22 protein-coding genes are annotated in these 21221 nt (G+C 65.7%); 17 read left to right on the forward strand and 5 right to left on the reverse strand.

Annotated elements, in window-relative coordinates; translation table 11 throughout:
- Positions 1-109: 109 nt before the first annotated feature.
- Genes G6N53_RS01755 through mrf form a run of 3 tightly spaced genes read right to left on the reverse strand, consistent with a single transcriptional unit; the run spans position 110 to position 2377 of the window.
- Positions 110-754 (reverse strand): sensor domain-containing protein, encoded by a 645-nt coding sequence (locus tag G6N53_RS01755; RefSeq protein WP_163886609.1) that lies wholly within the window; start codon positions 752-754, stop codon positions 110-112.
- A gap of 1 nt (position 755) precedes the next feature.
- Complete coding sequence (locus G6N53_RS01760; protein ID WP_205390251.1) at positions 756-1184, reverse strand: organic hydroperoxide resistance protein; 429 nt, start codon at positions 1182-1184, stop codon at positions 756-758.
- Positions 1185-1219: 35 nt separating this feature from the next.
- A complete protein-coding gene (mrf, locus tag G6N53_RS01765; protein ID WP_163886611.1) occupies positions 1220-2377 on the reverse strand; it encodes a ribosome hibernation factor-recruiting GTPase MRF in 1158 nt (385 codons plus the stop codon).
- Between the two features lie 107 nt (positions 2378-2484).
- Here mrf and rpmB point away from each other — a divergent pair, with 107 nt between their 5' ends.
- Genes rpmB through rpsR form a run of 4 tightly spaced genes read left to right on the forward strand, consistent with a single transcriptional unit; the run spans position 2485 to position 3448 of the window.
- On the forward strand, positions 2485-2721 hold the full coding sequence (rpmB, locus tag G6N53_RS01770) for a 50S ribosomal protein L28 (RefSeq protein WP_163886612.1): 237 nt from the start codon (positions 2485-2487) through the stop codon (positions 2719-2721).
- Positions 2721-2885 (forward strand): 50S ribosomal protein L33, encoded by a 165-nt coding sequence (gene rpmG, locus G6N53_RS01775; protein WP_163886613.1) that lies wholly within the window; start codon positions 2721-2723, stop codon positions 2883-2885. The genes rpmB and rpmG overlap by 1 nt, the downstream gene beginning before the upstream one ends.
- Before the next feature lie 3 nt (positions 2886-2888).
- Positions 2889-3194: a 30S ribosomal protein S14 gene (gene rpsN, locus G6N53_RS01780; RefSeq protein ID WP_163886614.1), complete on the forward strand. Its 306-nt coding sequence runs from the start codon at positions 2889-2891 to the stop codon at positions 3192-3194.
- The gene (gene rpsR / locus G6N53_RS01785; protein WP_163886615.1) at positions 3191-3448 is read left to right on the forward strand and encodes a 30S ribosomal protein S18; all 258 of its coding nucleotides are present in this window, start codon (positions 3191-3193) and stop codon (positions 3446-3448) included. Before rpsN ends, rpsR begins: the two co-directional genes overlap by 4 nt.
- An 18-nt stretch (positions 3449-3466) precedes the next feature.
- Here rpsR and G6N53_RS01790 read toward each other — a convergent pair whose 3' ends face one another.
- The gene (locus G6N53_RS01790) at positions 3467-4660 is read right to left on the reverse strand and encodes a lipid-transfer protein (protein WP_163886616.1); all 1194 of its coding nucleotides are present in this window, start codon (positions 4658-4660) and stop codon (positions 3467-3469) included.
- Between the two features lie 111 nt (positions 4661-4771).
- On the opposite strand from G6N53_RS01790, the gene G6N53_RS01795 reads away from it, so the two are divergent.
- The 5 genes from G6N53_RS01795 to G6N53_RS01815 are packed head-to-tail and all read left to right on the forward strand — an operon-like array spanning position 4772 to position 11298.
- Positions 4772-6718, forward strand: coding sequence for a fumarylacetoacetate hydrolase family protein (locus G6N53_RS01795; protein WP_163886617.1), 1947 nt, complete (start codon positions 4772-4774; stop codon positions 6716-6718).
- Entirely contained in the window at positions 6715-8271 is a 1557-nt protein-coding gene (locus tag G6N53_RS01800; protein WP_163886618.1) for a class I adenylate-forming enzyme family protein, read from the forward strand. Before G6N53_RS01795 ends, G6N53_RS01800 begins: the two co-directional genes overlap by 4 nt.
- Before the next feature lie 3 nt (positions 8272-8274).
- Positions 8275-9804 (forward strand): long-chain-fatty-acid--CoA ligase, encoded by a 1530-nt coding sequence (locus G6N53_RS01805; RefSeq protein ID WP_163886619.1) that lies wholly within the window; start codon positions 8275-8277, stop codon positions 9802-9804.
- A gap of 22 nt (positions 9805-9826) precedes the next feature.
- Positions 9827-11083 (forward strand): cytochrome P450, encoded by a 1257-nt coding sequence (locus tag G6N53_RS01810; RefSeq protein ID WP_237166326.1) that lies wholly within the window; start codon positions 9827-9829, stop codon positions 11081-11083.
- On the forward strand, positions 11080-11298 hold the full coding sequence (locus tag G6N53_RS01815; protein WP_163886620.1) for a 4Fe-4S domain-containing protein: 219 nt from the start codon (positions 11080-11082) through the stop codon (positions 11296-11298). The genes G6N53_RS01810 and G6N53_RS01815 overlap by 4 nt, the downstream gene beginning before the upstream one ends.
- On the opposite strand, the gene G6N53_RS01820 is transcribed toward G6N53_RS01815, so the two are convergent.
- The gene (locus G6N53_RS01820; RefSeq protein ID WP_163886621.1) at positions 11289-11846 is read right to left on the reverse strand and encodes a TetR/AcrR family transcriptional regulator; all 558 of its coding nucleotides are present in this window, start codon (positions 11844-11846) and stop codon (positions 11289-11291) included. The genes G6N53_RS01815 and G6N53_RS01820 overlap by 10 nt on opposite strands.
- A gap of 201 nt (positions 11847-12047) precedes the next feature.
- On the opposite strand from G6N53_RS01820, the gene G6N53_RS01825 reads away from it, so the two are divergent.
- Genes G6N53_RS01825 through G6N53_RS01860 form a run of 8 tightly spaced genes read left to right on the forward strand, consistent with a single transcriptional unit; the run spans position 12048 to position 21218 of the window.
- A complete protein-coding gene (locus tag G6N53_RS01825) occupies positions 12048-12758 on the forward strand; it encodes an MlaE family ABC transporter permease (RefSeq protein ID WP_237166689.1) in 711 nt (236 codons plus the stop codon).
- Complete coding sequence (locus G6N53_RS01830; protein ID WP_163886623.1) at positions 12755-13663, forward strand: MlaE family ABC transporter permease; 909 nt, start codon at positions 12755-12757, stop codon at positions 13661-13663. Before G6N53_RS01825 ends, G6N53_RS01830 begins: the two co-directional genes overlap by 4 nt.
- 4 nt (positions 13664-13667) lie before the next feature.
- Complete coding sequence (locus tag G6N53_RS01835; protein WP_163886624.1) at positions 13668-15083, forward strand: MCE family protein; 1416 nt, start codon at positions 13668-13670, stop codon at positions 15081-15083.
- Complete coding sequence (locus G6N53_RS01840; RefSeq protein WP_163886625.1) at positions 15080-16108, forward strand: MCE family protein; 1029 nt, start codon at positions 15080-15082, stop codon at positions 16106-16108. Before G6N53_RS01835 ends, G6N53_RS01840 begins: the two co-directional genes overlap by 4 nt.
- Entirely contained in the window at positions 16105-17352 is a 1248-nt protein-coding gene (locus G6N53_RS01845; RefSeq protein ID WP_163886626.1) for an MCE family protein, read from the forward strand. Before G6N53_RS01840 ends, G6N53_RS01845 begins: the two co-directional genes overlap by 4 nt.
- Entirely contained in the window at positions 17349-18659 is a 1311-nt protein-coding gene (locus tag G6N53_RS01850) for an MCE family protein (RefSeq protein ID WP_237166328.1), read from the forward strand. The genes G6N53_RS01845 and G6N53_RS01850 overlap by 4 nt, the downstream gene beginning before the upstream one ends.
- Before the next feature lie 47 nt (positions 18660-18706).
- Positions 18707-19789, forward strand: a complete 1083-nt coding sequence (locus tag G6N53_RS01855) for an MCE family protein (protein ID WP_163895311.1) — start codon at positions 18707-18709, stop codon at positions 19787-19789.
- 10 nt (positions 19790-19799) lie between these two features.
- The gene (locus G6N53_RS01860) at positions 19800-21218 is read left to right on the forward strand and encodes an MCE family protein (RefSeq protein ID WP_163895315.1); all 1419 of its coding nucleotides are present in this window, start codon (positions 19800-19802) and stop codon (positions 21216-21218) included.
- The last annotated feature ends 3 nt before the right edge of the window (positions 21219-21221 follow it).

A 21221-nucleotide genomic window follows, 5' to 3' on the forward strand; every position in this document is an offset into this window, starting at 1 on the left:
GCCCCTCTATTTTCCAGAGGGCACCGACAAAATCTCGCGTTCGGCGGGTGACGCGTGGATGACGTGTGCCCGAATTCGACCCGCACTACGCTTTTCGGGGATCCCCGCGCTACTGACCGAGGGTGTTCTGCATGGCACCGGCGAGGACGTTGACGGCGGGCCCGCCGTTTCCCGACTGGCAGACCTTGGCCTGCAGCAGGACGTTCTCGCGTTTGCGCGTCGTCACGAAGCAGCGTCTATCGGTGCCGGCTTCCTGCTTCACCCAGTTGGCGTCGGTTGCGCTCGCCGGCCCGCCGGTGAACGTCCACACCTGGGTGGTGAAGTTGTCCAGGTGCATCGCCGTGGTCTGGCCGCTGCAGCCCACGGTCCGGTCGACGACGCGCGCGAAGGCCCGGTCGGCGGCTTCCGGCGTGGCGAACACCCCGACCGCCTGCTTGACGAGGTGGGTCGAGTCGGTGGGCGACTCCTGGGCCACCGCACTGTTGAACGCGGCCAGGTCGGGGTCGTTGTACACCTCGGGCAGGCCGATGTCGGCCCAGTTGTTGCACACCGGGTTGTCGACGTGGAAGGCCTGGAACGGGTCGGTGAACGTCTGCTCGAATCCCATCCGCGCCCCGACGATGTTGCTGACCGAACCCTTGGGGAGCACGGCGTAGTTCACCACGCCGGGGTCGGACGGTCGCGCTGCTGCCGGAGCGGCCAATGCCAACGCCAGGCCCATACCCGCTGCGAGCCCGAGTGCGGGGATTCTCATGTCAGACCTTCGCGGCGAGCTTGACGTCGATGTTGCCTCGGGTGGCCTTGGAGTACGGGCACACCCCGTGCGCCTTCTGCATCAGACCGTCGGCAACGCCCTGATCGAGGCCGGGAAGGTAGCCGATCAGCTCGACGGTCAGGCCGAAGCCACCGTCGTCGTCCTTTCCTATACCGACCTGGGCGGTGATGCCGCTGGCGTCGTCGAGCGTGACCTTCTCGTTCTTGGCGACCAACCGCAGCGCACCCAAAAAACACGCCGCGTAGCCGGCCGAGAACAGCAGTTCGGGGTTCACGCCGTCGCCGCTGCCCCCCATCTCTTTGGGTGGCCGGGTGTCGAGGTCGATCTTGCCGTCGGTGGACCTGACGTGGCCGTCGCGGCCGCCTCCGGTGGCAGTGGACTCTGCGGTGTACACGGCGTCGATACTCATGGGTCCGATCATGCCAGCCGACACCAACGGCCAGGTCAGCCCTCGCGGCCGAGATTCTCGACATCCGACTGCCCGGTGCGGACTCCGTCGTCGCACGGGTCGGCATGCCATTCGCCGAAGGGATCCCGGAAGCTCCGCCACTCCCCCGGACGGTCCATTTCGTCGTCGGTGAGCAGCGCGCCCTGCAGCCCCTCGCGGATCTCCTCCGGGTCCGCCCCGCAGACCAGCACCGTCAGCGACGTGTGGCGATCCCCGTACCGGTACTCCCAAAGCAGGTCCGCGATCGCCCGGCGTTCCGGGTCGACATAGGCGACTTCCCGAGAAGTCATGGCCGCCAACCACTTTCCTGCCTGGGAGACCCGCAGTCCACCGCCGGCCGACTCCAGCCACATCACCCGGTCGGGCTGACTGGCCAGCCACAACCGGCCACGGCTGCGGACCACCCCGTCCAACAACAGGTCCACAGCCGAGTGCAGACGATCCGGATGAAACGGGCGGCGGGATCCGAACTCGAGGATCCGGACCGGTCCGGCGACGTCCAGCGGTGGCTGCCCGGCGAGCAGTGGCCCGTGCGGACTGTCGCCGCGGCCGCGGCGCGCGTCCGGTTCGAGGTACCCCATGGCCATGTCCAGTCGGCCGGTGCCGACGGTGATCCGCGCCTTCGGGGCCAGCCTGCGGCACACCGCCAGCGTCTCCGGATGCGGCTGGGTCAGGACGAGGACGTCGGCGAACTCCGCCTGGGAGACGACGACCTGCGCCACCGTGCGGCCGTCGTCGAGTTCGTCCTCCCCCAGCGCCGACGCGAGCCACGTCGAGGTGTCCACAGAGGTGACGACCGCGGCCACCGAGACGTCGCGGGCCGTCGGCGAATGGGTGATCGCGAAGCAGACCGGTTCCGGCTCCATCCACGGGCCCAACCGGACGGCGATGCGCGTGACGTCAGATCTGCGGTGCAGGTGCCGCAGGTGCTCCAGCAGATCGTTGCGCACGGTGCAGGACACGCAGCCGTGAGCCAGTTCGAGCACGGAGTCGGCGGTCAGCTTCACTCCGCGCTGCACGAGGGTCGTTGTGCGATGCACGACGTGCCCGTCGAACCGGTGTTCCACCAACGCCGTGCCCGGACCGCAGAGCAGCACGCCGGCGATGTCCTCGCTATCGCTCTGGCCGGTCACGACGACGACTGGGGTGCGCATCCACTTCTCCTCTAGACGGAAATGATTTTCATTTACTGCGCGTTGACGTTACAGTCCTGATTCGAACTTGTCGAAAATCATTGTCAGTAACGACCTCAAGGAGAGCCGTGTCCGCCCATTGCCAGGTCACCGGTCGCTCGCCCGGTTTCGGCAACTCGGTGTCACATTCACACCGCCGCACCCGCCGTCGCTGGAACCCCAACATTCAGCGCAAGACCTACTTCCTGCCGTCGGAGGGCCGCAGGGTCACGCTGCGGGTGAGCACCAAGGGCATCAAGATCATCGACCGCGACGGAATCGAGTCGGTGGTTGCCCGGCTGCGCCGTGACGGGCAGAAGATCTGATGGCCCGCAACGAGATCCGCCCGCTGGTCAAGCTGCGTTCCACGGCAGGAACCGGTTACACCTACATCACCCGGAAGAACCGCCGCAACGACCCTGACCGGCTGGCGCTGCGCAAGTACGACCCGGTCGTCCGCAAGCACGTCGACTTCCGAGAGGAGCGCTGAACGATGGCCAAGGCATCCAAGATCGCCAAGAACGAGCAGCGGCGCGTCATCGTGGCCCGCTACGCCGAGCGGCGAGCCGAACTCAAACGGATCGTCAAGTCACCGTCGACCACGCCCGAGGCACGCGTTGCGGCGCAGGCCGAACTGGCACGCCAGCCACGCGACGCGAGCGCGGTGCGGGTGCGCAACCGCGATGCGGCTGACGGGCGGCCCCGCGGCTACCTGCGCAAGTTCGGACTGTCCCGGGTGCGGGTTCGGGAGCTCGCCCACGAGGGGCAGCTGCCCGGCGTGCGGAAGGCCAGCTGGTGAGGGCCAAGAAGCGGGAGCTCGCCGCCCCCAAGAAGAGGCGCAACCTGTTGAGGCAGCTCGACATCGAACACGTCGACTACAAGGACACCCCGACCCTGCGGCAGTTCATCTCCGAACGCGGCAAGATCCGGTCCCGCTCCGTGACCGGGCTGACCGTGCAGCAGCAGCGCCAGGTCACCACGGCGATCAAGAATGCCCGGGAGATGGCGCTGCTGCCGTACCCCGGTCAGGGCCAGGGCCAGGGCCAGCGCTAGCCGGAGCCGGTTGCGGCGTCATGCGGCGTCGACCTTCTGGTACAGGGTGACGACGGCGGCGCCGCCCAATCCGATGTTGTGCTGCAACGCGACCGAGGCATCGTCGACCTGGCGCCGCCCGGCCTGGCCGCGCAACTGCCAGACCAACTCCGCGCATTGCGCCAGACCGGTTGCGCCCAGTGGGTGGCCTTTCGAGAGCAGGCCCCCCGACGGATTGGTGACGACGCGTCCGCCGTAGGTGTTGTCCCCGTCGAGAACAAACTTCTCTGCGGATCCTTCCGGCGTCAGTCCCAGGGCCTCGTAACTGAGGATTTCGTTGGTCGTGAAGCAATCGTGGAGTTCGACGACCTTGATGTCATCCGGTGTGACGCCGGCGCGTTCGTACACGCGCTCGGCGGCAGTCTTGGACATGCCGTAGCCGACGACCTCGATCATCGACCGAGTGTCGAATGTGACCGAGGTGTCGGTGACCAGTTCCTGTGCAGCGATGGCGATGTCACCTCGCAGGCCATGGCGGCGGGCGTACTGAGCACTACAGATCACCGCCGCGGCAGCACCGCATGTTGGCGGGCAGCACTGCAGGCGGGTCAGCACCGAATGAACGGGGGACGAGCCGAGGACCTCCTCGACGGTGACCGGTTCCCGGAACACCGCATAGGGGTTGCCGGCGGCGTGACTTCGGGCTTTCACGGCGATCCGGGCGAAGGTGGAGGGAGCGGTACCGTGCCGCGCAGCGTACTCGGCGCCCGCCCCGCCGAAGAGCCGGGCAGCCATCGGCACGTCTGGCGCGTCCCCCTGCAAAGCCTTTGCGATGTCGAGGAATTCGCTCAGCGGCTCGGGACGATCAGCCCACTGCGCGGCAAGAGCGCCGCGCTGCATCTGCTCGAAGCCAAGCGCCAGTACACAGTCAACGGCGCCACTCTCGACCGCTTGGCGAGCGAGCCACAGCGCGGTCGAACCTGTCGCGCAGTTGTTGTTGACATTGACCACCGGGATCCCGCTTCGGCCGATCCCGTAGAGCGCGAACTGGGCGCTGGTCGAGTCGCCGTAGACATACCCGACATAGGCCTGCTGAAGCTGCTCGTATTCGATGCCCGCATCCGCGAGAGCCGCTGAAACCGCTCCGCGGGCAAGCTTCTCGTAGGTGTGGCTTGTTCTCGGCGTGGCGAATGGAACCATTCCGACTCCCACCACCCGTGCTGCATCGCGCACCGAACTCTCCTTCGAACTTCCGGGATTCCGACGGTCGCCGGTGACTTTACATGCCGAGTAACAGATTGTATGTTGCTCAACATAGAGACGTAGGTCACGGAAGAGGTGCTGATGCGCTGGGCCACCTATCAGGCGCCCGAAGGGCAACGGGTCGGAGTTGTCGTGGACGACACGATTCACGCGATACCGCGCGGTGTCAGCCTGCTCGACCTGATCCGCGACGGCGTTGACGCCCTGCGCGACGCCGGAGTCGGCGCCCTACAGTCCCCGGACACGGTGGTGCGCCTGGCGGACGTGCGACTCATGGCGCCGGTCCCGGTTCCGCCCGCGATTCGCGACTGCCTGTGCTTCCTCGATCACATGCGCAATTGCCAGGTGGCAATGGGTGCTCCGGGTGAGCTCAAGGATGCGTGGTACCGCGCACCCGCCTTCTACTTCGCATGTCCGTCGACGGTGGTGGGCCCGTACGACGACGTCGAGATCGCCCCGGGAAGCGCATGGCCGGACTTCGAACTCGAGATCGCGGCCATCGTCGTGGGCGGTGCTGCCGACCTGACCGTGGAGCAGGCCGAGCAACAGATCATCGGCTATACGATTTTCAACGACTGGACCGCACGCGACCACCAGATGATCGACGGACAGCTCGGCATCGGACAGGCGAAAGGCAAGGACAGCGCGCTCACCCTGGGGCCGTTCCTCGTGACCCCGGACGAACTGGCGCCCTACCATCGGGACGGCGCGCTGGATCTGAAGGTCACCGCCTCAGTCAACGACACGGTCGTCGGAACCGGCTCGACCGGGTCCATGGATTGGTCGTTCGCCGAGGTGATCTCCTACGCCTCGCGTGGTGTACCGCTGCGCCCGGGCGACGTGTTCGGGTCGGGAACGGTGCCGACGTGCACCCTTGTCGAACATCTGCGCATCAATGAACTGGAGTCGTTCCGAGGCTGGCTGCACGACGGCGATGTGGTCACCCTCGAGGTCGAGGGGCTCGGCCGCACCCGCCAGACCGTGCGCGCCTCCAGGGCGCCGGTTTCGTTGGCGCCACGGCCCCGGCCCGGCTCGATCGAACCACCGCTGCGAGTGAACCGCGCGCCCGCGCTCGTCCCGTTCACGCGGGGCCTGCACCAGATCGGTGATCGGGTCTGGGCCTGGGTTCTTCCCGACGGGGGCTTCGGCTGGAGCAATGCCGGCCTGATCGCAGGCGACGATCGATCACTGATGGTCGACACCCTCTTCGACGCTCACCTGACCCGGGAGATGCTGGACGCCGTCGGCCCCATCACCGACAAGGCACCCATCCGCGACGTACTGATCACCCATTCCAACGGAGACCACACTCACGGCGCGACGCTGCTGGACCCCGACGTCCGAGTGGTGTCGGCAGAAACGACGGCCGACGAGATCGCACACGACATTCCGCCCGAGATGTTCGCCTTCTTCCAGAAGGCCGACCTCGGCCCGGTGCTGACACAGTACGCCCGGGACCGGTTCAGCCACTTCGACTTCGGTGGTATCACCACGCGCCACCCCGATGTCACGTTCGCCAAGGAGTGGAGCGTCGACGTCGGCGGTAGGCACGTCGACGTCTACAACCTCGGTCCCGCCCACACCGGAGCAGACAGCGTGGTGCACGTCCCCGACGCGGGCGTGCTGTTCGGCGGTGACCTGTTGTTCTTCGGATGCACACCCATCACCTGGGCCGGTCCGATCGGCAACTGGGTTGCGGCCTGCGACACGATGCTCGCCCTCGATCCGCAGATCGTGGTGCCGGGACACGGCCCGGTGGGCGACGCCGACGGCATCCGGCGGGTTCGTGACTACCTCCGGTTTGTCACCGAGTACGCCGACTCGGCGCACCGCGCCGGACACAGCATGGCCGAAGCCGCCGACCGCGTCGACCTCGGCGACTTCGCCGACTGGCTGGACTCCGAGCGTATCGTCGCCAACATCTATCAGCGCTATCGCGAATTGGACCAGACCACAACACCTCTGGGAGTGGTGGAGCTGTTCACCTGGAAAGCCGAGTGGCTCGCCACCAGGATGGCCCGGCCATGACCCTGCCGGCCACCGGGTCTTGCACGGTCGCCGACCTTCTGGGCTTCTGGTCGCGCACCACGCCCGACGCACCGTTCATCGTCTTCGACCCGCTGGACGGCGATCCCCAAGAGTTCAGCTTCCGCGACGTGTGGGTGCTTGCCGTGCGGGCTGCCGAGGTGCTGTCATCACTGGGGCTGCGGCGTGGCGACCGGTTCGCCGTCGTGCTCGGCAATCGTCCGGAATTCTTTGCCTACTGGTTCGGCGCGGCTCTGACCGGGACGGTGTTCGTGCCGGTGAACCCGGCGAGTACGGCCGACGACCTGCAGTACTACTTCGACCACGCGGATTGTCTCGCGGTGGTTTGTGCCGAGGACAGCCACAAGGCTGTCGAAAATGCCTGGCGCGGAGCGCACTCGGCGATCATCGTTGCCGGCCGGCAGACGCCCGCGCCCCACACTTCGAACGCCTGGCGGAATCCGGAGGCAGACTCAGCGTCGACCGATCCGCTGGCGATCATGTACACCTCGGGCACCACCAGCCGCCCGAAGGGGGTGGTGGTCACTCATGCGAACTACCTGTCGTCCGGCCGAACCGTCGCCGAACAACTCCGCATCCGGCCCGACGATCGCTGGCTCGTGGTGTTGCCACTGTTCCACGCCAATGCTCAGTACTACTGCGCGATGTCGGCGCTGGTGAGCGGTGCCTCGCTGGTGATAGCGGCACGGTTCTCGGCCTCGAGGTGGGGAGACCAGGTACGTAGCCATGGGGTCACGTTGGCGAGCCTGTTCGCCGCACCCATCCGGATGATCCTCGCCGCGCCTGTGCAGCCGGGAGACCACGTCAACTGGCTGCGCGCGGTGGTGTTCGCTCAATCCCTCACCCACCGACAACTCGATCAGTTCGAAAACCGCTTCAGCGCAACGCTGCTCCAGCTGTACGGGATGACCGAGACGATGGCGCCGCCGTTCATGAATCCGCTCTACGGTCGGATCGACAATGCGACGATCGGATTGCCGACCGCGGCCAACCGGGCGCGAATCGTGGCCGATGATGGGTCCGACGTCCTACCAGGCGAATCGGGTGAGCTTCTGATCGGCGGTGTCGCCGGGGAGACGCTGATGGCCGGCTATCTTGATGACGAGCAGGCCACCGCTGAAACCATGGTCGACGGTTGGCTACGCACCGGTGATGTCGCGGAGCGTCGCAGCGACGGTTATGTCGTCTTCACCGACCGCGCCAAGGACATGATCAAGCGTTCCGGCGAGAACGTCGCGGCCGCGGAAGTGGAGCGGGTGATCAACACCTGCCCCGAGGTCTTCGAGTCTGCGGTGATCGGTGTTCCGGATCCGCTTCGCGATGAGGCGATCAAGGCCTTCGTTGTGCTGCAGGAAAGTTCGCGAGAGGTCACGGAGTCCGACCTGATCGCGTTCTGTGCCCGCGCTCTCCCCCGCGGAAAGGTACCCGACGTGATCGAGTTCGTCGCCGACCTCCCGCGAACCTCGGTCGGCAAAATCCGCAAGCAGGCGCTGCGTGGAACCGCAAGCGCCGTGCATTCAGAGACGGGGCATTGACTGATGTGGATGACACAGGCGTTCCACCGGTCGCTGCGTCTGGCCCCGCAGCGTGTGGCGACGGTGCACGACGGCCGCGTCCGCACCGTCGCGGAGTCGGCCGACCGGGTGGCCCGCCTCGCAGGAGCGCTGACCGCGCTCGGCGTCACCGACGATGACCGTGTCGGGATCCTCGCGCTGAACTCCGACCGCTACCACGAGTTCCTGCTGGCGGTTCCCTGGTGCGGCGGGGTCGTGGCACCGGTCAACACCCGGTGGGCGCTGCCCGAGATCATCTACTCACTCAGCGAGGCCGACGTCGAGGTGCTGCTCGTCGACGACGCCTTCGTGGCGATGGTTCCCGAGCTACGCGAACAGGTCTGCGGGCTGAAGTCGGTGGTTCACATGGGGGACGGACCGACTCCGGACGGACTGCTCGACTACGAGGGACTCATCGCAGCGGCCGACCCGCCTGAGGACCGGATGCGCGGCGGGGACGACCTGTACGGACTGTTCTACACCGGCGGGACCACGGGCCGCGCCAAGGCGGTGATGCTGACGCATGCGAACCTGTTGGTCTCGGCGTTCGGCGCGCTGGCCACCGAGCAGGTCGCGACGCCGGACGGTGTCTGTCTGCATGTGGCGCCGATGTTCCATCTCGCCGCGATCGGGGTGTGGACGCTGGGCAACCAAGTGGGAGCCACCCACGTCACCCTCCCGGCCTTCAGTCCCGAAGCCCTGGTGGCCGTCACGGCACAACACCGCGTCACCGACATCCTCATGGTCCCCACGATGGTGCAGATGTTGGTCGACAGCGATCCGGACCCGGCAGGGCTGGACTCTGTTCAGACCGTCGTCTACGGAGCCTCGCCGATGCCGAATACGTTGCTGGACAGGGCGACGGCGTTGTTTCGATCGGCAGGGTTCGTCCAGGGCTACGGCATGACCGAGTGTGCGCCCTTCGCAGCGGTGCTCTCCAAGAGCGACCACCGAGATCCCGTCCGGCGCCGGTCGAACGGCCGGTGCGTGCTGAACACCGAGATCCGGATCGTCGACCCCGAGGACCGGGACGTCCAGACCGGGACCGTGGGTGAGGTACTGGTTCGCGGTGGCAATGTCATGGTGGGGTACTACAACCAGCCTGACGTCACCGCCGAAACCCTGCGCGGCGGTTGGATGCACACGGGTGACGCCGGTTATCTCGACAGTGACGGCTACCTGTACCTCGTCGATCGCATCAAGGACATGATCATCACCGGCGGTGAGAACGTGTACTCCACCGAAGTGGAAAGCGCGCTCTGTCAGCACCCCGCGATCGCATTCTGCGCCGTGGTGGGGGTTCCTGATGAACAGTGGGGCGAAGCGGTACATGCGGCCGTGGTGCTGCGACCGGGCCACGAGGCGTCCGAAACCGAACTACGCGAGCACTGCCGGGCCTTGATCGCCGGGTACAAGGTGCCCCGGGCGGTGACCTTCTTCGACGACCTGCCGCTGTCGGGTGCCGGGAAGATCCTGAAACGCGAACTGGTCAAGACCATTTCGCTCATGTCATGAAACCGAGATCGAGGAACGGAGCGTGGTCGTGATAGACGAGCAGACGACGGTCGACAACGTGGAAGCCGAGAGGCTTCTCGGCGCTCTCTTCGGCGGGGTGGAGCAGGATCCGTTCCCGTATTACGACGCGCTGCGCGAGCTGGGTGACGGCATCCACCGGGTAGACGTGATGGGCGCCGTCCTCCTGACGCGGTACGACGACATCCGCAAGGTCGGTTCGGATCCGAGAACCTTCTCCAGCGAGCTGTTCGAGCTGACCGGTCCCGGCATCCATGACCCCGAGGATCCCGAGCACCGGCGGTTCATCGAGACCGCCAGTCGACTGTTCATGTTCGCCGATCCGCCCCGACACACGCAGGTCCGCTCGACATTTCGGCACGCCTTCACGCCCGACGCGGTCCGCCGCTGGCGCGGCATCGTGGAGGACATCGCCGACGAGGTCCTGGCGCGCTTCGAGCCGGGCCAGGAGATCGATCTGATGGGTGCACTGGCTTCCGAGGTCCCCGTGGCCGTGATAGCCCAGATCCTGGGAGTGCCCAGAGACACCTGGCAGCACTTCCGCGACTGGTCGTTCGCCTACGCCTCGACGTTCGATCCGATGGTGCAAGGCGAACGTCGCGATCAAGCGATCCGGACCAGTCTGATTCTGTTCGACTACCTCAGCGAGCTGATCGACGAGCGGCGGGCGGACCCCTGCGACGACCTGATCTCGCACATGCTCAGCACCGAGACATTCGACGGCGACACCCTCGAGAAGACGGACCTGATCGCTCAAGTCGCCCTACTGCTGGTCGCCGGCAACGAGACCACCACCAACCTGGTCGGCAACGGCGTCACGTTGCTGATGGCCCACCCCGACGCCAACAGCGATCTTCGCGCCGAACCGGCGCTACTGCCGGGTGCTGTCGAGGAGATGCTGAGATACGACCCACCCCTGCACCTCGCGGGACGCAAAGTGACCACCGAGGTCACTCTCGGTGACCACACCCTACCGCTGGGAACCGTTGTCCTGACCTGTATTCCGGCGGCAAACCGGGATCCCCGGGCCTTTCCGAACGCCTCGGAGTTCGACATCCACCGCACCGACAACAAGCACCTCGCGTTCTTCCACGGTATCCACTACTGCGTCGGGGCACCGTTGGCACGACTCGAGGGCACGGTCATCCTCGACAAGCTGCTACACGCCTTCCCCGATATCCGCGCGGGCAACGCGCGGCCGGTCAGGCGGACGTTGAACGTGGCGTCCCGAGGATGGGAATCGCGGCCGGTGATCCTGTGAACGAGACGGTCCACGTCGAGGTGCGCGCCGAAACGTGCATGGCGAGCGGCTACTGCATGCGTCAGGCGCCTCGCGTGTTCGGCGCCGACGAGGCGGGCTGGATCAAGCTGCTCGACGCCGACCCTCACGGGCAGACCCCCGAGGTACTGGCGGCGGCCACCGCATGCCCGGTGGCGGCGATCGATGTCTTCGACGCGGGTGGACATCAGCTCTGAAGAAAGATGACCTTCAATGTGCCGAAGACACGGTCGATGTCGACGTCGGTGGGAGACACCCGCCATTGCTGATGAGCGCCGATGATCGCACCCGTCAGCGCCGTCGCAAAATCCTCGGGGCTTACCCCGGGCGGGTATTGGACACCTTCGGTCCAATCGGCCAGCCACTTCCGCATCCCCCGATGCAGATCGGCATAAAAATCGTGTACCGGGGAACCGGGCTCCACCGCTTCGGCGAGCAAGGTGATGAGCAGCCTGGTCGTGGGTTGGCGCACGAAGTCCAGGAGTTCGTCGAACGCCGCGGACGGGCCTCCCGGCGGTGGCGCGACGTCTCGCCAGGTCGTCGAGAACTCGTCGATCACCGCTTCCAGCAGTCCGTCCTTGTTGCCGAAATGCCACGGGATGGAACCACGGCTGATGCCTGCCCGGTCCGCGACATCGGCGACGGTGGTCTTGCGGAACCCCTGTTCGGCAAAAAGCTCCGCGGCAGCAGCGATCAGAAGTCGCCGACTCTCGCTGCTCGTCTGCGCGCGTCGTGTAGCGCTCACGCTTGAAACCACCGCCTTCCTCGACCGCTCAATAGTGTGCCAGAAGGTCCTTTACATGTCATTTGACACATCGTATGGTGGCCAACACATTAGTGAACGGAAGTGACGGCGATGACAGGGTCGATACCAGTGGCAGCGACAGGCTTCGGCCGCGGCTACCGGCCGGGAGCCGTCATCCGGCCGATCGGCGGCTTCTTCGCCATGTGCCTGGACACCTTCGTCCTGATGTTCCGGCCACCGTGGGCGTGGCGCGAATTCCTGTTCCAGATGTGGTTTGCCGCACGAGTGTCGTTCCTCCCCACCGTCCTGATGGCCATCCCGCTCGTTGTGTTGTCCGCATACGTGCTGAACATCCTGCTCATCGAATTCGGGGCGGCCGACCTGTCGGGGACGGGTGTCGCCCTGGGCGCGGTGACCCAGGGCGGCCCGATCGTCACCGTGCTGGTGATCTCCGGCGCGGCAGCCACCGCGATGTGCGCCGACCTCGGCTCACGCGCCATTCGCGAGGAACTCGACGCACTGCGGGTACTCGGAATCAATCCCGTTCAGGCGCTGGTGGTTCCGCGGGTGGCGGCGTTGACCCTCGTCGCAACGCTGTTGGCGTCAGTGGTGACGATGGTCGGAATCATCGCTGCCTATTTCTTTTCGGTGTTCGTCCAGCACATCACCCCCGGTGCGTTTGTTGCCGGCCTACCGCTGTTGGTCGGCACACCGGAGGTGGTCATCTGTCTGTCGAAAGCTGCCGTCTTCGGCCTCGCCGGGAGCCTGATCGCCTGCTACAAAGGCATGTCGGTGGGCGGCGGCCCGGCAGGCGTGGGCAATGCCGTCAACGAGACCGTGGTGTACACGTTCCTGGCGCTGTTCGCCCTCAACGTCGTCATCACCGCTGTCGGGGTGAAGGCGACGCTATGACCCACCCGACGACGACCCACCCGACGACGACCCACCCGACGACGACCCACCCCGCGGCCGCAGCGCCGAGCCGGCTTCACCCCGGCCTGCGCCATGCAGCCGACAGAACGGCCGGCAGCTGGGACCGACTGGGCCGGCAGATCCAATTCTGCGCTGAGACCATCCGGGGTAGCGCACAGGCGATCACCCGTTACCCCAGCGAGTTGTTGCGACTGATCGCCGAGATGAGCCTCGGCGTCGGCGCCCTCGCGCTGATCGGCGGCGCTGTCTGTGTCATCGGATTTCTCACCGCGACCGCCGGATCGGTGATCGCCATCCAGCTGTACCCGCAACTTCAGCAGGTCGGCGTCGACGCTCTCGCCGGATTCACCAGCGCCATCCTCAACACCCGGTTCCTGGGCCCGTTGATCGCCGGCATCGGGCTGGCGTCGACCATCGGCGCCGGGTCAACTGCTCAGCTGGGCGCCATGCGGATCAGCGAAGAGATCGACGCCCTCGAGGCGATGAGCATCCGCGCCGTGGCCTACCTGTGCTCGACCCGGTTGATCGCCGGTGTGATCGTGGTGATCCCGCTCTACACCGTGGCGATTCTGATGGCATACATCGCCACCAGGGTGGGAACCACCACGCTCTATGGTCAGTCGTCCGGGGTGTACGACCACTACTTCTACACGTTCCTCAACCCGACAGACCTGCTGTGGTCGTTTCTGCAGGCGCTGGTCATCGGCGCCGTCGTCATGCTTGTGCACACCTACTACGGATTCACCGCCACCGGCGGTCCGGCCGGCGTCGGCGAAGCCGTCGGACGCGCCGTGCGCACCTCCTTGGTGACCTTGGTTGTCCTCACCCTGCTCATCTCGCTGGCCATCTACGGTCCCGGCGGTCACTTCAACTTCTCGGGATAGCAGCGTGGAACCACGATCTCGCTCCAAGCTCCGCCCTGGGTGGTGGGCGCTGGCATTCGTCGTGCTCGTCTTGGCCTTCGTCCTGGCGACCGTCGGTCAGTTCCGGGGCACATTCACCCCGTCGGCGCCGGTGATGCTCACCTCGGAACGCTCCGGACTGGTGATGGAGCCGGGGGCGAAGGTCAAGCTCAGGGGGGTGCCCGTCGGACGGGTCACAGATATTCGAACCGGGCGTGACTCCGTGCAACTGGGATTGTCCATCGACCCCGACCAACTCCAACACATTCCGGCCAACATCACTGCGCAGATCCGCGCCAGCACGATCTTCGGCGCCAAGTACGTCGATCTGATCTACCCGGCCGTACCGAGCGCTCAGCGCCTCGTCGCAGGCGCCGTCATCACCTCGCTGAACGTGGCCACCGAGGTCAACACTGTGTTCGAGAACCTGGTCAGCCTGTTGGATCAGATCGACCCGGACAAGCTCAACAGTGTCCTCGCCGCCTTCGCTCAAGGTCTCGGTGGCCGGGGAGAGGCGATTGGTAGCGCCATCACCGACGCGAACGAGGTTCTGCTGCAGCTGAACCCGCGCGCCGAGGCGATGCAGCGCGACTGGCGGTCGTTGAAGGGCTTCGCTGACACCTACGGCAACGCGGCAGAGGACATCCTCGAGACTCTGGACGCCTTCAGCACCACGAGCACCACCATCACCGGTCACGCCGGAGCACTGGATTCGTTGCTGCTCAGCGCCATCGGCTTTGCCGGCAGTGGCATCGACCTTCTGGGTCCGAGCAAGGACAACCTGGTGCGCGCAGTCAACGAACTCGAGCCGACCACGGAGCTCCTCCTGACCTACAACCCCTCGCTGACGTGTTCGATCGTGGGCACTCAGGTACTGATCGACAAGTACCGGTGGGATCAGATCGGCGGCGGCAACGGCTTCTCGGGCATCCTGTCGACCGCTCTCGATTGGGGCGTTGACCCCTACCGGTACCCGGACGACCTGCCGATCATCGGCGCCAAAGGCGGTCCCGGTGGCAAGCCAGGATGCGGTTCGCTGCCGGACGTCTCGAAGAACTTCCCGGTCCGCCAGGTCGTCACAAACACCGGATGGGGCACCGGCATGGACTGGACACCTAACCTCGGCATCGGGTTCCCCGGCTGGATGAATCTCTTCCCGGTCACCCGGGCGGTACCCGAGCCGCCCAGCATCCGCTACGGCGCCCCTGCCGGCCCGGCACCGGCCCCGGCCCCGGCCTATCCGGGCGGGCCGCCCTACGGCGCGCCGTGGTACGCAGCGGACGGCACTCCCTTGTATACGGGTCTCCCCCCCGGTGTCCCTTCCGACACACCACCTCCCGATCCCGCGCACCCACCCCCAGGGGCGGAGCCCGGACACATAGGCAGCGAGCAGCAACCGTGACGGGCAAACTCGGTGGCATCCTTTGGCGATTAGGGGTTTTCGTCGCGGTTTGCCTGTTCTTCACCGGCGCGATGTTCACGATCTTCGCGCAGCTGCGGGTGCAGCAGACCAACGTCTACAACGCCGTCTTCACAAATGTGTCCGGACTGGAGCAGGGGCAGTTCGTACGGATCGCCGGAGTCGAGGTCGGCAAGGTCCAGCACATTCGCCTACAGCGTGACACGTCAGTCAAGGTGCAGTTCTCAGCCGACAAGTCGGTGGTGTTGACCGAAGGCAGCAGGGCGGTCATCCGCTATTCCGATCTCGTCGGCGGCCGATACGTGGCCCTCGAAGATGGTGCGGGCGCGACGGCGCCACTGCCTCCGGGGCAGACGATCCCGGCGTCGAAAACCTCACCTGCCCTGGACCTCGACGCACTGATCGGTGGCTTTCGTCCACTGTTCCGCGCACTCGATCCCGATGAGGTCAACGCACTGTCCGGCCAACTGATCTCAGCCTTCGAGGGCCAGGGCGGCACCATCGCGGGCTTCTTCGAGCAGACAGCTGCGCTGACCAACATGATCGCCGACCGCGACGAGTTGATCGGCGAGGTGATCGCCAACCTCAACACGGTGCTCACCTCCCTCGCGGACGAGAACACGCAGTTCGCCAAGGCTGTTGATTCCCTGGCACAACTGGTCTCGACCCTGGACGGGCGCCGGGAAGACCTCGCCAACTCGGTCGCCTACTCCAACGCCGCCGCGGGCTCGATCGCAGACCTGTTGTCGCAGGCACGTCCGCCGCTGCAGAAGGTCGTGCACGAAATCGACCGGACCTCGGCGATCGTGCTGGCCGACCACGACTATGTCGACAACCTCATCGCCACACTGCCCGAGGCCTATCAAATCCTGAGCCGACAGGGGATCTACGGTGACTTCTTCAGTTTCTACGCCTGCCAGGTGCTGCTCAAGGTCAACGGCAAGGGAGGCCAGCCGGTGTACGTCAAGATGACAGGCCAGCCCAGCAGACGGTGTGCGCCGAAGTGAAGTCCTTCGCCGAGCACAACCCAGTCCTCATCGGTGCCATCGGAATCGGCCTGACCGCCGCGATCACCGCGGCCGCGCTGAACTACGACGAACTGCCCATGTTCGACCACAGCGCACAGTACGCAGCTTACTTCGCCGAGGCTGGGGGACTGATTCCCGGTGCCGCCGTGGAGGTGTCGGGGCTCAAGGTAGGCCAGGTGCAGAGTCTCGGCCTCGATGGGCAACAAGTTCTGGTCACGTTCAAGGTCGATGGCGACGTTCAACTCGGTGAGCGCACCGAGGCTGCGGTGAAGACCAAGACCATCCTCGGTGCCAAGATCCTCGAACTCACGCCCCGCGGAAGCGGCCGCCAACTCGATCCGATACCGCTCGACCGGACACACTCGGCGTACCAGCTGCCCGACGCGCTCGGTGAACTGACGATGACCATCAGCGGACTCAACACCGACCAGCTCTCAGCATCGCTGGCCACGCTCTCGGAAACCTTCAAAGACACCCCCCCGGCGCTGAAGATCGCCCTCGAGGGCGTCACCCGGTACTCGGACACCCTCAACGCCCGCGACGATCACCTGCGGCAACTGCTCGCAAGCGCCAACAAGGCAACAACAGTTCTGGCTGAACGCAGCGACCAGGTGGTCGGAATCATCGCCGAACTCAACGGACTGCTCGCGCAGTTGCTCACGCAGAGCTCGTCGTTGGATGAAGTCGCACAGAACATCTCGGCCCTCGCCGGTCAGGTCAAGGGATTCATCGCCGACAACCGTGACACCTTCAAGCCCGCGCTGGACAAGCTCAATGGCGTCCTCACCATCATCGACAACCGCAAGGAAGTGGTGCAGCGAACCGTCGAGATGCTCAACGCATACCTGATGTCGCTCGGCGAAAGTGTTTCTGCTGCCCCGTTCTTCAAGGCGTATATTTCCAATCTTCCTCCGGGGCAGCTGATGACGCCGTTCATCGACGCCGCATTCTCGGACCTCGGGTTGGATCCCAACACCCTGCTACCTTCACAGCTCAACGACCCTCAGGTCGGGCAACCGGGTACGCCGGCGCTACCCGTTCCCTATCCGCGCACCGGGCAGGGCGGCCCCCCCAATCAGACGCTGCCCGAGGCGATCACCGGCAACCCCGGAGATCCCCGGTATCCCTACCGTCCCCCGCTACCGGCGCCGGCACCGGGTGGACCGCCGCCGGGGCCACCTGCGGTCGCCGCGGCTGAATCCATCGAGGAGGGCACACCGTGAACAGGCCCGGTTTGAGGATTCTGCTGGCTGCGGCGCTGACAGTCACCCTGATCGCGGGGATCCTGACCGCTGTGCGGGTCAGCGACCACATCAACCGCATCAATGTGGTCGGCTACTTCGCCAACAGCAACGGTGTGTTCGTCGGTGACGACGTCCAGATCCTCGGGGTGCCTGTCGGCAGGATCGAAAGCATCGAGGCGGACGGCGCGCGCGTGAAGATCCGTTTCTGGTTCGACAGCTCTTTCACCGTTCCGGCCGATGCCAATGCCGCCATTCTGTCGCCGACGCTGGTCCCGGTTCGGGCCATCCAACTCACTCCCGCCTATGCCGGCGGTCCGTCGATGCCGGACAACACCGTGATCCCGCAGACGCGTACGGCTGTCCCGGTGGAGTTCGACGACCTACGAGAACAACTCCAGAAACTCACCACCGCTCTGGAGCCGACCGAACCTGGTGGGGTGAGCACGGCAGGTGCGCTAATCAACACCGCCGCCGACAACCTGCGCGGTCGAGGTGAGGCCGTCAGAGCGTCCATCACCTCGATGTCACAGGCGTTTTCAGCGCTGGGCGACCACAGCAACGACATCTTCGGCACTGTCCACAACCTGTCGACCCTGGTGAGCGCCCTGCAGGACAGTACGACAGCCATCCGACTGCTGAACCAGCAGTTGGCCACGGCGACCGACATGCTCGCCAACGACCCCACCGAAATCGGCGACGCCGTGCGCGATGTCAACTCCGTGGTCGGCGACGTCCAGACGTTCGTGGCCGCCAACCAGGAGACCCTCGGGACGACCTCGGAGAAGGTGGCCTCGATCAGCACTGCACTCCTGCAGAGCCTCGGCGACCTCGAAGAGACGTTGCACATGGCGCCGAACACGTTGCAGAACTTCGTCAATATCTACCATCCGGCCAAGGCGGCCCTGGTGGGCGCACTCGAGGTCAATGGTTTCGAGAACCCCGTCGCGTTCATCTGCGGTGCCGTCGAGGCCGCCTCCCGCCTCGGTGCCGAGCAGTCAGCGAAGTTGTGTGTCCAGTATCTGGCGCCGATCTTCAAGAACCGGCAATACAATTTTCCGCCACTGGGCATCAACCCGTTCCGCGGTGCAATGGCCAGACCCAACGAGCTGACCTACAGCGAGGACTGGCTGCGACCCGACTACGTTCCGCCGCAACCGCAACCGGCTGCCACACCACCTCCCCCGTCGACGCCGCCGGCCGGGACGCCACGGGCAGCAGACGCGCACAACCCTGACCCGGCGCAAGGATTGCCGGCGATGATGATCCCGCCCGGGGCCGGTTCGTGACCAGGCGGGTCGCCCTCGGCACCGCGGTCGCCGGGGCCGCGACCGCGATGGCGTTGACCTCCTGCGGCTGGCAGGGCGTCAACTCCTTGCCGTTGCCGGGTACCGAAGGCCGGGGTCCCGGGGCATACACGATCCAGGCGCAACTGCCCGATGTCGCCAACGTCGAGCGCAATTCGCGGGTGCGGGTCGGCGATGTCACCGTCGGAACGGTCACCGACATCCAACGGCAGAGTTGGCACGCACTGGTCACGATGACGGTCGAGGGCGATGTCCGATTGCCCGCCAACGCCACTGCCACCGTCGGCCAGACCAGCGTGTTCGGCACCCGTCACATCGAGCTGTCAGCGCCCAACGCGGTCGCTCCGCACGGAAGCCTGCGCGACGGCTCGATGATCCCACTGTCATCCTCGGGTTCCTACCCGACCATCGAGAGGACTCTCGCCGCACTCGCAATGCTGTTCAACGGCGGGGGGATCGGCCAGGTGCAGGAGATCACCCAGGCGTTGAGCACTGCGTTCAACGGGCGCGAGAACGACCTTCGCAGCCTGATCGAGCAGCTCGGCGTGTTCATCGGCCACCTCAACGACCAGATCGATGACATCATCGCCGCCACCAAGAGCATGAACGGACTCGCAGCCCAGATCGCCGACCAGAAACCCGTGCTCGACAGGGCGATCGAGGTCATCCCGGATGCGCTGGCAGTTCTGAAGGACCAGCGGCAGCACCTTGTCGACGCGTTCGACACCCTCGGCAAATTGAGTGCCCTGTCGGCGGACTCGGTGCGCAAGACCGAAGACGCCGTAGTCGTGGAACTGCAACAGCTTGGTCCCGTCGCCCAGTCGCTGGCCGACTCGGGCCAGGCGCTGACACGTTCGCTGAGCGTTCTGTCCACCTACCCCTGGTACAAGGAGGGTCTGCACAAGTGGATGCGCGGTGACTACGCGAACAGCGTGCTGATCTTCGACCTCACGCTGAGCCGACTGGACAATGCCCTGTTCACCGGCACCCGCTGGGAAGGCGACCTCACCGAGTTGGAGCTGCAATGGGGCCGCACCATCGGCCAGATCCCCAGCCCGTACACCGCGGGGAACCCGTTGGTGGCGCCCTATCGACTCGATCAGGGGCGTTGACATGCCGGCACTGCACGTCACCAGGCGAACCCTGATCCGTCTGGTGATCCTGTCCGCCATCACGGCCGTGTCCACTGTCGTGATGACAGTGGGCTACATGCGGATGCCGGAGCTGTTGTTCGGCGTCGGCAGATACCAGGTCGGTCTCGACCTTCCCAGCGCCGGCGGACTGTACCCGCAGGCCAATGTCACCTATCGCGGCACCAAAGTCGGCCAGGTGACGGCCATCCGGCTCAACGACCGCGGTGTCCGGGCGGAACTGTCGCTCAAGTCGAGCATCCCGATACCGTCAGATCTCACCGCCGAGGTCCACAGCCAGACCGCTCTCGGAGAGCAGTACGTGGATCTGTTGCCACGCAACAACACCTCGCCGCCGCTGGAAAACGGCAACGTCATCGCCGACGGCTCGGTACCTCCGGACATCAACTCGCTACTGGACGCGACCAACCGCGGCCTGCAGGCAGTTCCCGAAGACAACCTGCGAACAGTGATCGACGAGTCCTACGTCGCCTTCGGTGGACTCGGACCGGAGATCGCACGGATCGTCAAGGGATCGACCGCGCTGGCCTCCGACGCGCGCCGCCACCTCGACGACTTGACCAATCTGGTCGACAACTCGGCCGCCGTGCTCGACACCCAGACCGACACCGCGGGCGCGGTCCGCGAATGGGCCGCGAATCTGGCCACGATCACCAACCAGTTGCAAAGCAACGACGATGATTTCGCGGGCATTCTGGAGGAGGGTCCAGCGGCCTTCGACCAGAGTCGCGCGCTGCTGAACCGACTGCAGCCGACACTGCCGGTAGTTCTGGCGAACCTCGCGACCACTGCCCCTGTCCTGATCAAGTACCACGCCGGTCTCGAGCAGCTGCTGGTGTTGCTCCCGATGGCTGTGCAGGTGCTGCAAGGCACTGCGGTGGCCGAGGCCGACATCGGCAGTCCGCTCGCGGGGCTGAACATGAACCTCGCGTTGAATCTGAACCTGCCGCCGCCGTGCCTGACCGGCTATCTGCCACCCCAACAGGTGCGACCGCCCGCCGCGGTGGACACACCGGACCGGCCGGCAGGCAACATGTATTGCCGGGTGCCCCAGGACTCGCCGTTCAATGTGCGCGGTGTTCGGAACATCCCCTGCGCCGCCAAGCCGGGCAAACGCGCACCCACGGCGGCGATGTGCGACAGCGAGGAGGACTACGTTCCGCTCAACGACGGCTTCAACTGGAAGGGTGATCCGAACGCCACTCTGTCCGGCCAGGACATCCCGCAGCTACCCCCCACACCCACAGCACCGGTGTCGGTCGTCCCCTATGACCCCGCCACAGGTTCATACATCGGGCCCGACGGCAAGCGGTACACCCAGTCGGATTTGGCGCCCGCCGCCGAGCAGCACAAGACGTGGCAGTCGCTGCTCATTCCGCCGAGCCGATGAGAA

This window comes from Mycolicibacterium hippocampi, from assembly GCF_010723735.1.
Lineage (GTDB): Bacteria > Actinomycetota > Actinomycetes > Mycobacteriales > Mycobacteriaceae > Mycobacterium > Mycobacterium hippocampi.

Excerpts from the sequence above, each read along its gene's own strand:
- G6N53_RS01800 (WP_163886618.1), top strand. The coding sequence starts at position 6,715 with ATGACCCTGCCGGCCACCGGGTCTTGCACGGTCGCCGACCTTCTGGGC.
- G6N53_RS01825 (WP_237166689.1), top strand. The coding sequence starts at position 12,048 with ATGTGCCTGGACACCTTCGTCCTGATGTTCCGGCCACCGTGGGCGTGG.
- rpsN (WP_163886614.1), top strand. The coding sequence starts at position 2,889 with ATGGCCAAGGCATCCAAGATCGCCAAGAACGAGCAGCGGCGCGTCATC.
- G6N53_RS01755 (WP_163886609.1), bottom strand. The coding sequence starts at position 754 with ATGAGAATCCCCGCACTCGGGCTCGCAGCGGGTATGGGCCTGGCGTTG.
- G6N53_RS01795 (WP_163886617.1), top strand. The coding sequence starts at position 4,772 with ATGCGCTGGGCCACCTATCAGGCGCCCGAAGGGCAACGGGTCGGAGTT.
- G6N53_RS01805 (WP_163886619.1), top strand. The coding sequence starts at position 8,275 with ATGTGGATGACACAGGCGTTCCACCGGTCGCTGCGTCTGGCCCCGCAG.
- G6N53_RS01830 (WP_163886623.1), top strand. The coding sequence starts at position 12,755 with ATGACCCACCCGACGACGACCCACCCGACGACGACCCACCCGACGACG.
- rpmG (WP_163886613.1), top strand. The coding sequence starts at position 2,721 with ATGGCCCGCAACGAGATCCGCCCGCTGGTCAAGCTGCGTTCCACGGCA.
- G6N53_RS01760 (WP_205390251.1), bottom strand. The coding sequence starts at position 1,184 with ATGAGTATCGACGCCGTGTACACCGCAGAGTCCACTGCCACCGGAGGC.
- G6N53_RS01855 (WP_163895311.1), top strand. The coding sequence starts at position 18,707 with ATGGCGTTGACCTCCTGCGGCTGGCAGGGCGTCAACTCCTTGCCGTTG.
- mrf (WP_163886611.1), bottom strand. The coding sequence starts at position 2,377 with ATGCGCACCCCAGTCGTCGTCGTGACCGGCCAGAGCGATAGCGAGGAC.